We start from the raw sequence: 9,326 nt of genomic DNA, 5'->3' as shown, positions 1-9,326 counted from the left end.
CCCCCCCCCGTCGCGTTCTCGCCGTCGTCCCTCGTACGCGGGCCGGCGGGGGAGTGTCGGGCAGCTGTCGGGTCGTCGTCGTGGAGCTCGCATGCCGCGCTTTCTACTGTGGGCGTTATGAACACGACACGAATTGCTGAGCTGCGGTCGCTACGAGGTTGGACTCAGGAACGCCTTGCAGAAGTCAGTGGGGTGACCGTCCGCACGATCCAGCGACTCGAAGCGGGCAATGAGGTGAGTCTGAATACGCTTGCACGCATCGGCGAGGCTCTCGAGGTCCCGGTTCGGGAACTCTTCGTGACGGTGCCCGACGGTGACTACGGGAGATCCTTGTCGGCGCTCGACCTCGCTGAGGTTGAGGGCTTCTCTCGCGCGGCGAGCGTCGCTTGGCGGAGAATCGCCCTTGCCGTAGGCATGTTCACGGCTTCGCCCGTTCCCGTCGTGTTGTTGATTGCCGTCGCTGACGTGGGGGTGATTCCCGTGAGCGTCGAGGTCGCCGTCGCCGTCGGCGTCGGGCTGTTCCTCTTGATCTGTGCAGGTGCGGGGCTTTGCCTCGTGCGGGCGTCCAGCCACATGGCCCCTTACTCAGCTGTCCGCCGACATCGTCTGGGTGCTGATCCTGCGGCAGTCCAGTGGGTGGAACACGTCAAGAATGCTCACGCCCGCCAGCGCTTTGCGTCAATCTCTCTGGCGGTATCCGTGTGGGTGCTGTCCCCTCTGCCGCTCATCACCGCCGCACTTCTCGACCCCACTCCTCAGCAGCCCCTCTGGATCGCGGCAGGAGCCGGCTTCCTCCTCGTAGCCGTCGCTGCAGGCTTGTTCGCGGTCGTGCGGACCGCTTCGCCCGCGTACGTCGCAAGCAAGGTCGCGAGGGTTGGATAGCGAGGTGGAATGACCGAGCGGGACGCATCGGTCGACCGGAATACACTTCCCATCCGGCGCCGAACCGATCGGGTCTTGCACAACTCGCCTAGGCGGTCTTCGCCACCCGCACGCGCAGGCTCTTCATCAGCGGCTGGTCGCTCTGGCGGCTGTAGTCGTCGGGGCCGAGGAGCACGTTCATCTCGGGGAAGTATCCGGCGGCGCTGCCGCGCGGGGTGTCGTACTCCAGCGCGCGGAACGCCGTGATGCTGCGCACCGAGCCGTCGCGCGAGGTGGCCACGATGTCGACGAGGTCGCCCTCGGCGATGCCGCGGTCGCGCATGTCCTTGCGGTTCATGAAGATGAGCTCGCGGATGTTGCGGACGCCGCGGTAGCGGTCGTCGGCCGAGTAGATCGTGGTGTTCCACTGGTCGTGCGAGCGCATGGTCTGCAGCACCAGCACGTCGGAGTCGGCGGGGATGACGTCGGGAAGCTCGGCGGTCGAGAACTCCGCCTTGCCCGAAGGTGTGCGGAAGTCGCGCTCGCGCGCGGGCTGCGGGATGCGGAAGCCCCAGTGCTGGCGGACGAGGTCGTTGAAGCCCTCGAACCCGGGCAGCACCTTCGCCATCGTGTCGCGGATGCGGTCGTAGTCGCCGACGTACCACTCCCACGGCGTCTTCGAGGCGGGCATGGCCGCGCGGGCGAGGCGCGCGATGATCGCCGGCTCGCTGAGCAGGTGCGGTGACGCGGGCTTGCGCGACCCGAGCGAGAGCATGACGGAGCTCATGGCATCCTCGGTCGAGATCGACTGCGGACCCGACTCCTGCTCGTCGCGCTCGGTGCGCCCGAGGCAGGGCAGGATGAGCGCGGCTTTGCCGTGCGTGAGGTGGCTGCGGTTGAGCTTGGTGCTGACGTGCACGGTGAGGTCGCAGCGGCTCATGCCCTCGGCCGTGAGCTTCGTGTCGGGAGCAGCCCGCACGAAGTTGCCGCCCATGCCGACGAACACCTTGAGGTCTCCACGGTGCAGGGCCGCGACCGTGTGCACGGTGTCGAGCCCGGGATCGCGGGGCGATCGGATGCCGCACACCTCGTCGAGCTTCGCCAGCCACTCCTCCGTCGGCTTGTGGTTGATGCCGCACGTGCGGTTGCCCTGGACGTTGCTGTGGCCGCGCACGGGCGACGGCCCGGTGCCGAGGCGCCCGACGTTGCCGCGCAGGAGCAGGAGGTTCACGATCTCGCGGACCGTGTCGACGCCGTGCTCGTGCTGGCTGACGCCGAGGCACCAGCTGATGACCGTGCGCTCGGACGCGAGGTAGATCTCGGCGGCGGCGCGGATCTCGGTTTCCGTCAGGCCCGCCTGTGTGACGAGCGCCTCCCACGGTGTGGCCTCGACGAGCGCGCGGTACGCCTCGTAGTCGTGGGTGTAGCCCTCGATGAACGCCCGGTCGAGCACCGAGGGATCGCGCTCGGCGACCTCGAACACGACCTTGGCCATGCCGCGGATGAGGGCGAGGTCACCCCCGGGGCGCACCTGCAGGTTCAGCGTGCTCGTGGGGTGGTCGTTGAACGTCGCCATGTCGACGATCTCGTGCGGCACGATCGTGCGGGTGGCCGCGACCTCGCGCAGCGGGTTCACGTGCACGACCTGGGCTCCGCGTTCGACCGCCTCGGCGAGGCTCGTGAGCATGCGCGGCGCGTTCGAGGCCGCGTTGACACCGAGCACGAACAGCGCGTCGCAGTTCTGCCAGTCCTCGAGGTCGGCGGTGCCCTTGCCCGTGGCGAGGGATGCCGTGAGCCCCCGGCCCGAGCCCTCGTGGCACATGTTCGAGCAGTCGGGGAGGTTGTTCGTGCCGAGTTCGCGCGCGAACAGCTGGTACAGGAACGACGCTTCGTTGCTCAGACGCCCCGAGGTGTAGAAGGCGGCCTGGTCGGGGCTGTCGAGACCCTGCAGATGCTGGGCGATCAGGCGGAACGCGTCGTTCCACGAGATGGGCACGTAGTGGTCGGTCGCGGCGTCGTACGCCATCGGACCGACGAGGCGGCCGGCGTCCTCGAGGGCGAAGTCGGTCCACTGCGACAGCTCGGTCACTGAGTTCTCCGCGAAGAACTCCTTGCCGACGCGCTTGTGGGTCATCTCCCACGTGACGTGCTTGATGCCGTTCTCGCAGATGTCGAGGGCGACGCCCTTGTCGTCGGGCCACGCGCAACCGGGGCAGTCGAAACCGCTCTTCGGATGGTTCATCGTGAACATCGCCTTGGTACCGGCGATCGGCTGGCGCTGCTCGAGCAGGACCTTCCCGACCGTGAGCGCGGCGCCCCACCCGGCGGCGGGGTGCTCGTACTCGCCGGTGCTCACCCAGTCGCCCATCACCGCGGGGCCGAGGCCCCCCTGGCGCGGTGCGTCCTTCATCAGCCCGAACGCGTCACCCATATTCACCCTCCGATGGTTTCGGCGGCGGGAGGGTGGCATCCATCCCCCGCGCCTTCGGTCAGCGTACGCCGGACGTCTCGGCGAGAGCCGGGGTTGTGGAGGGAACGACGATGCGATCCGGCCGTGTGTAGACATTCATGCTGCCGCCGCGGACGAATCCGGCGACGGTGAGTCCCGCGCGCTCGGCCAGTTCGATCGCCAGCGACGACGGGGCCGAGACGGCGGACAGGACCGGGATGCCGGCCATCACGGCCTTCTGCACGAGCTCGAAGCTCACGCGACCCGAGACCTGGAGCACGGTCCCGCGCAGCGGCAGCCGGTCGTCGAGCAACGCCCACCCGACGACCTTGTCGACCGCGTTGTGGCGACCGACGTCTTCGCGCACGACGAGCATTTCGCCAGTCGCGACGTCGAAGAGCGCCGCCGCGTGGAGTCCGCCGGTCTTCTCGAACACCTTCTGGCCCTCGCGCAGCCGGTCGGGGAACCCCGCGAGATCGACGGCCTCGACCCGGATGCCATCCCCCGATACGTCGTACGACGACACCTTCTCGACGGCCTCGATGGATGCCGTGCCGCACACGCCGCACGAACTCGTGGTGTAGAAGCTGCGCGCGATGTCGGACGAGGGGAGAGTCACGCCGGGCGCGAGCGTGAGGTCGAGGACGTTGTAGGTGTTGCCGTCCGCACCGCCGGTGCCGGGTCCGCCGCAGTGGATGGCGCGCGCGAACTGGTCGCCCCGGTGGATCACGCCCTCCGACACGAGGAATCCGGCCGCGAGCTCGACGTCGTGCCCGGGAGTGCGCATCGTCACGGACAGCGGCGACCCGGCGACCCGGATCTCGAGCGGCTCCTCGACGGCGACGGCATCCGGTCGCTGTCGGTTGACGCCGTCGAGCGTGATGCGGGTGACGCGACGCGAAGCGGTCAGGCGGCCCATGTCAGAACCGATCGCTCGGGGGAGGGGGACATGGGTCGAGCGTACGCCCGGGGTGCGGGGGCGGGGCGGGTCAGGCAGCGGCCCGACCCGCCCCGCGGTGTCCGACCCGTGTGGTGGAATGACAAGGAACGGATACGGAAGGACCGGCATGTCGGCGAGGGCGGGGCGCGCGCGGCGCGCGGTACGCGGGGTCTCCGCTGCCGTGCTCGCGACGTTCGTGGCGACCCTGTCGCACTCCGTCGCCGCCGGTGAGCTGCCCGCGGTCCTCAACGTCGTGCTCGCCCTCAGCCTCGCGTCGCCGCTGTGCATCGCCCTGGTCGGGCGCACGGTGTCATGGTGGCGGTTGACGGCCGCGATCACGAGCAGCCAGCTCCTGTTCCACTCGCTGCTCGCGCTCGACCTGAGCGGCGGGATCACCGCCTCGGGGCACCACGGCGGTGCCGTGGCCATCGCCGCCTCTGGCGCGACGCACGCTCACACGGGCACCGAGTCGCCCTGGATGTGGGGCGCGCACGCGCTCGCCGCCGTCGTCACCGTCGTCGCGCTCGGATCGGGCGAGCGGGCGCTGCGCGCCGTCGCCGCGTTGCTGTCCGACACGTTCCGCGCCCTCGTACCCCCCTCGGTGCCGCGCCCTCGCGTGGCGCCCCGGGTGCGTCCGGAGCCGCCGCTGCTCACGGTCGGAATGACCGTGCTGTCGGTGATGAGGCATCGGGGTCCGCCGCTCGCGGCGTAGAACCCTCACCTCCTCACCCTTCGCGCTTCGGCGTGCGATCACGCCTGCGCACATTCAGAAAGCAGCATTCATGTCCCGTACCCTTTCGCGCGCCCTCGTGGGCGCGGCCGCCGGTCTCGCCCTCGCACTGGGCGTACCCCTCGCGGCATCCGCACACGTCACCGTCAACCCCAACACCGCCACCGCGGGCAGCTACGCCACGGTCAACTTCCGTGTCCCGACCGAGTCGGAGACGGCCTCGACGGTCAAGCTCGAAGTGACGCTGCCGACCGACACGCCGTTCACGGCCGTCCTCGTGCAGCCCGTGCCCGGCTGGACCGCGACCGTCGAGAAGGGCGCGCTCCCCGCGCCCGTCGAGGTCGACGGCAACACCATCAGCGAGGGACCGCTCAAGATCGTCTGGCAGGCCGACCCCGGCGTGGGCATCGGTCAGGACCAGTTCCAGGTCTTCTCGGCCGTCCTCGGGCCCGTGCCCGACACCGGACACGTCGTGCTTCCGGCAGCCCAGACGTACTCCGACGGTGAGGTCGTGAACTGGGCAGCGACCCCCGACGAGGTCGCCGCCGACGACACGCTCGAGCCCGCTCCCGTGCTCTACATCAACGACGCTCCGCCGGCCTCGGGTCACGGCGCCTCGCACGGCGCCGCGACCGCCGCGCCCGACGACGATCACACGATGTCGGAGGCGTCGGCGTCCGCATCGGACGGCTCGGCCGGCGCGGCGCTGGGTCTCAGCATCGCGGCACTGGTGATCGGCATCGGCGGCGCGGTGCTGGGCGCGCTCGCGTTCGCGCGTCGCCCGAAGAAGGCCTGACCGTGCGCGCGCTCACGGCGCCGCGGCGTCGAGTCGGCGTCCTCAGCCTCATCGTCGCCGCGGCCGCCGTGGGCGCCGCGTTCGGCGGAGCCCAGGCCGCATCGGCGCACGACAGCCTGGTGTCGGCGACTCCCGCCGCCGATGCGACGGTGTCGACGGCATCCGATGTGGAGCTGACGTTCAGCGCCAACCTCCTCGGCGCCGACGGTGGCAACGAGGTCATCGTGGTGGGGCCCGACGCCCGGCACTACGAGACCGACTGCACGGCGCTCGCCGGCCCGGTGCTCACCACGCCGGTCGAGCTCGGAGCCGCGGGCGAATACCAGGTGACCTGGCGGGCGGTGTCGTCCGACGGTCACCCCGTCTCGGGGACGTACGCGTTCACCTACGCCCCCGACGCGGGTCAGCCGGTGTCGGAAGGGTCCGAGACGTCGCCGTGTGCGAGCGTCGCCGCGCAGCAGGACTCGACGGATGCCACAGCCCCCGCTCCCGCACCCTCCGGGCTCGTGATCGGCCTGTCGGTCGGCGGCCTCGCGATCATCGTGGTCGGCGTCGTCGTGGTGCTGCTCGTCCGGCCGCGCCGGAAGGGCGACGCGGACGACGAGTGACGCCGGGCGGGAGGGGCTTCCAGCTCCTCCCCTCTGGCGGCGGGTCGTGGCATCCGGGCGCACAACTCCTGCACATCCGCGCTCCACCGGCGGCCTGCCTGCGCAGGTGCAGGTCGCGCCGGAGTTGTGCGGGGACTGCGGCCCGTGGCATCCGGTTCCGGTACAACGAAGGAGATCCGTGTCGGGAGCAGCTCTCGGCGGCCCGAATGGGTCGGATTTCCTTCGTTGTGTCCGCGCCGCCCGGCGTGCGGCCGGTGTGCGGAGCGTCAGCGCGTCGGCGAATCCAGCGTGCACAGGTAGCGCTGGGTCATCCGGCGCTGCACGAGACGGTTCAGCGGCCACGCGAGCCGCGTGAACCAGCGGCCCGGACGCGAGAACGCCGTGATCCTGAAGGTCACCTCGCCCGTCGGCGCGAGGGTCAGCTCGAAGCGCTCCTCGCCGCACTCGGGGTGCCCGGGCAGCGAGCCGTAGGCGAACCCCGCATGGTCGTCGTCGCGCTCGGCCCACACCACCAGGCACGGGATGCCGAACGGCCCGAGCCGCATGTCGATCCGGGTTCCGACGTGCAGCGGGGTCTCCGACATCCGTACGGTGGCGCCCGCGCGTCGTTGGACGGCTCCGCACAGCAGGGCGTCCGCAGCCTCCTCGTACGCGACGCGACCCCGACCGATCACGCGGTCTGCGCGCACGTGATGGTACCCGGGCGGCAGCAGCCCCGCCGTCGCCCCGATCTCGGTGTAGGTCAGGTCGCTCATGCCGCACACGGTACTCCGGCGGCGGGTGGGCCGGGGAGTCTTGCACGAGGTCCGGTGCCCCTCCGCTCCTCACGGGCCGGACCGGATGCCAGGACCCGACGCCTACGCTGAGGGCATGCCCCCGTCCGTGATCGCGGTGTCCGCGCACCTCGCCACGATCCTCGCGGCCGCGGTACCCCTCCCGCCGGAGGAGCAGACCCTCGAGCACGCGCGGGGCCGGGTGCTGCGGCATCCCGTGCGCGCCGCCGTCGACGTGCCCGGGTTCGACAACTCGGCCATGGACGGCTTCGCGGTGCGGCTCGACGATGTGTCCGCGGTGCCCGCCAGGCTGCGGGTCGTGGCAGATCTGCCGGCGGGAACGTCGCGGAATCCGGCGCTGCGCCCCGGCGAGGCGGCCCGGATCATGACCGGGGCGCCCGTGCCGACGGATGCCACCGTGATCGTGCCCTTCGAGGACACCCGCCACGGGCTCGAAGGTTCGCTGTCGGAGACCGAGGTGCTCGTCGCCCCGCGCGGTCCCGGGGCCCATATCCGCCGCCGCGGTTCCGACACGCGCGCGGGTGCCGTCGTCGTCCCCGCCGGGGTGCGGCTGACTGCCGCACGGATCGCCGCGATCGCGGCATCCGGGGTTCCGTTCGTCGCGGTCGCGCGGGCACCGAGAGTTGCCGTGATCTCGACCGGGTCCGAGCTCGTCGCACCCGGGATGCCGCTGGACCACGGGCGGATCCCCGAGTCGAACAGCTTCCTGCTCGCCGGTCTCGCCGAGGAGGCGGGGGCGGAGGTCGTGTTGCGCGCGAGCGTGGGGGACGACGGCGACGGGCCGCGCGCGATGGTCGCGGAGGCCGAACGGCTCGGGGCGGACGTCGTGGTGTTCTCGGGCGGCGTGAGCGCGGGCGCGTACGAGGTCGTGAAGAACAGCCTGGGCGACCTGCTGTCGTTCGTGCAGGTCGCGATGCAGCCCGCTCGCCCGCAGGGGTTCGGGCGCACTCCGGCGGGCACGCTCGTGTTCGGGCTGCCCGGCAATCCCGTCAGCGCGGCGGTGTCGTTCGAGGCGTTCGTCCGCCCCGGGCTGCGCGCCCTGGAGGGCGATTCCGGTGACGATCGCTCGGTCATCCGCCTGCCGCTCGCCGAGCGATGGCGGGTGCGCGTCGACCGCCTGCAGTACGTCCCGGTGCGGATCGACAGGGCAGACCCGGCCGCCTGGCTCGCCGTCCCTCCCGCGCCCGGAACCCGCGGCTCGACCCGCGGCCTCGGCGACGCGGACGGGTACGCCGTGATCCCGCCGGGCGAGCGCGACCTCGAGCCCGGCGACCTCGTCGACGTGAGGCTCGCGTGAGCCTCGACGCGATCCTGCTCGCGGGGGGCCGCGGCGCGCGCGTCGGCGGGGCCGCGAAACCCCTGTTCCGCCTCGACGGTGAAACGCTCCTCGCCCGCGCCGTGGCGGCCGCCCGGGGCGCGGGTGCGGAGCGGATCGTCGTCGCCGCCCCCGTCCTCGAACCGGGACTCGACGTCAGGTGGGTTCGGGAGGACCCGCCGTTCGGCGGACCCGTCGCCGCGACCCTCGCCGCGCTCGCCGCGGTCGAGGCCGACGAGGTGCTGGTGCTCGCGTGCGACCTCGTCGACCCGGCCGCCGCGGTCGGCGCGCTGTCGCCGCTCCCCGCCGACGCCGACGGCGCGTGCCTCGCCGACGGTGGCCGACGCCAATGGCTCACCGGCCGGTACCGCACGGCGGCGCTGCGGCGCGTGGCATCCACGATTCCCGACGGAGGACGGGATGCCGCGATGCGGACGCTGCTCGGGAGTCTCCGCATCGAGCTGGTCGACGCGCCCGCGGCGCTGTCGCGCGACATCGACACGTGGGACGATCTGACCGCGGCCGGGGGCTCGGTCGCGAGCGAACCGGAGGAGAAGCCGTGACCGAATCCCGCACCCTGCCGCCAGAGGCGCTGAACGAGTGGAGCGCGGCCCTGGCCGAGCGGTTCGGTCTGGCCGAAAGCGATGTGCCGATCGCGCTGATCCTCGACCTGGCGCGCGACGTCGCGAACGGTGTGGCGCGCCCCGCCGCTCCGCTCAGCGCTTTCGTCGCGGGTCTTGCCGCGGGCCGGGCCGGCGGGACGCCCGCCGACACCGAGGCCGCGGTCGCCGCAGTGGTCGAACTGGCGAAGGGGTGGCACGCGGGCTGAGCGC

At 71.7% G+C, this 9,326-nt stretch carries 10 protein-coding genes; 7 read left to right on the top strand and 3 right to left on the bottom strand.

Features of this window, described 5'->3' with window-relative positions:
* Positions 1–882: helix-turn-helix domain-containing protein (locus tag D8Y23_RS04600; RefSeq protein ID WP_240663780.1), on the top strand; the 882-nt coding region annotated here is incomplete at its 5' end.
* Positions 883–970: 88 nt separating this feature from the next.
* Here D8Y23_RS04600 and D8Y23_RS04595 read toward each other — a convergent pair.
* Positions 971–3,292, bottom strand: coding sequence for an FdhF/YdeP family oxidoreductase (locus D8Y23_RS04595; protein ID WP_128216988.1), 2,322 nt, complete (start codon positions 3,290–3,292; stop codon positions 971–973).
* 58 nt (positions 3,293–3,350) lie between these two features.
* On the bottom strand, positions 3,351–4,229 hold the full coding sequence (gene fdhD / locus D8Y23_RS04590) for a formate dehydrogenase accessory sulfurtransferase FdhD (protein WP_128216987.1): 879 nt from the start codon (positions 4,227–4,229) through the stop codon (positions 3,351–3,353).
* Positions 4,230–4,377: 148 nt separating this feature from the next.
* On the opposite strand from fdhD, the gene D8Y23_RS04585 reads away from it, so the two are divergent.
* The 3 genes from D8Y23_RS04585 to D8Y23_RS04575 all read left to right on the top strand — a co-directional run bounded on the left by D8Y23_RS04585 (position 4,378) and on the right by D8Y23_RS04575 (position 6,384).
* On the top strand, positions 4,378–4,962 hold the full coding sequence (locus tag D8Y23_RS04585; protein WP_128216986.1) for a hypothetical protein: 585 nt from the start codon (positions 4,378–4,380) through the stop codon (positions 4,960–4,962).
* A 70-nt stretch (positions 4,963–5,032) separates the two neighbouring features.
* Positions 5,033–5,776, top strand: a complete 744-nt coding sequence (locus tag D8Y23_RS04580; RefSeq protein WP_128216985.1) for a YcnI family protein — start codon at positions 5,033–5,035, stop codon at positions 5,774–5,776.
* Between the two features lie 2 nt (positions 5,777–5,778).
* Positions 5,779–6,384: a copper resistance CopC family protein gene (locus D8Y23_RS04575; protein ID WP_240663778.1), complete on the top strand. Its 606-nt coding sequence runs from the start codon at positions 5,779–5,781 to the stop codon at positions 6,382–6,384.
* Positions 6,385–6,650: 266 nt separating this feature from the next.
* Here the strand turns inward: D8Y23_RS04575 and D8Y23_RS04570 are convergent, their stop codons facing one another.
* The gene (locus D8Y23_RS04570) at positions 6,651–7,139 is read right to left on the bottom strand and encodes a DUF1990 domain-containing protein (protein WP_128216984.1); all 489 of its coding nucleotides are present in this window, start codon (positions 7,137–7,139) and stop codon (positions 6,651–6,653) included.
* 115 nt (positions 7,140–7,254) lie between these two features.
* Here D8Y23_RS04570 and D8Y23_RS04565 point away from each other — a divergent pair, with 115 nt between their 5' ends.
* The 3 genes from D8Y23_RS04565 to D8Y23_RS04555 are packed head-to-tail and all read left to right on the top strand — an operon-like array spanning position 7,255 to position 9,322.
* Positions 7,255–8,475 (top strand): molybdopterin molybdotransferase MoeA, encoded by a 1,221-nt coding sequence (locus D8Y23_RS04565; RefSeq protein ID WP_128216983.1) that lies wholly within the window; start codon positions 7,255–7,257, stop codon positions 8,473–8,475.
* Positions 8,472–9,056 carry a molybdenum cofactor guanylyltransferase gene (mobA, locus tag D8Y23_RS04560; RefSeq protein ID WP_128216982.1) on the top strand — a complete coding sequence of 195 codons (585 nt, stop codon included), beginning with the start codon at positions 8,472–8,474 and terminating at the stop codon, positions 9,054–9,056. The genes D8Y23_RS04565 and mobA overlap by 4 nt, the downstream gene beginning before the upstream one ends.
* Positions 9,053–9,322: a DUF6457 domain-containing protein gene (locus D8Y23_RS04555; RefSeq protein WP_205796844.1), complete on the top strand. Its 270-nt coding sequence runs from the start codon at positions 9,053–9,055 to the stop codon at positions 9,320–9,322. Before mobA ends, D8Y23_RS04555 begins: the two co-directional genes overlap by 4 nt.
* The last annotated feature ends 4 nt before the right edge of the window (positions 9,323–9,326 follow it).

The organism is Microbacterium enclense (assembly GCF_004022425.1).
Taxonomy (GTDB): Bacteria; Actinomycetota; Actinomycetes; order Actinomycetales; family Microbacteriaceae; genus Microbacterium; species Microbacterium enclense_A.
The sequence above is the reverse complement of the archived record's forward strand: the minus strand, read 5'-3'. Positions and strand labels throughout refer to the sequence as shown.

Bases quoted from the DNA above. Each gene is read 5' to 3' on its own strand.
- D8Y23_RS04595 (WP_128216988.1), bottom strand. From the start codon at position 3,292: ATGGGTGACGCGTTCGGGCTGATGAAGGACGCACCGCGCCAGGGGGGC.
- fdhD (WP_128216987.1), bottom strand. From the start codon at position 4,229: ATGGGCCGCCTGACCGCTTCGCGTCGCGTCACCCGCATCACGCTCGAC.
- D8Y23_RS04585 (WP_128216986.1), top strand. From the start codon at position 4,378: ATGTCGGCGAGGGCGGGGCGCGCGCGGCGCGCGGTACGCGGGGTCTCC.
- D8Y23_RS04580 (WP_128216985.1), top strand. From the start codon at position 5,033: ATGTCCCGTACCCTTTCGCGCGCCCTCGTGGGCGCGGCCGCCGGTCTC.
- D8Y23_RS04570 (WP_128216984.1), bottom strand. From the start codon at position 7,139: ATGAGCGACCTGACCTACACCGAGATCGGGGCGACGGCGGGGCTGCTG.
- D8Y23_RS04565 (WP_128216983.1), top strand. From the start codon at position 7,255: ATGCCCCCGTCCGTGATCGCGGTGTCCGCGCACCTCGCCACGATCCTC.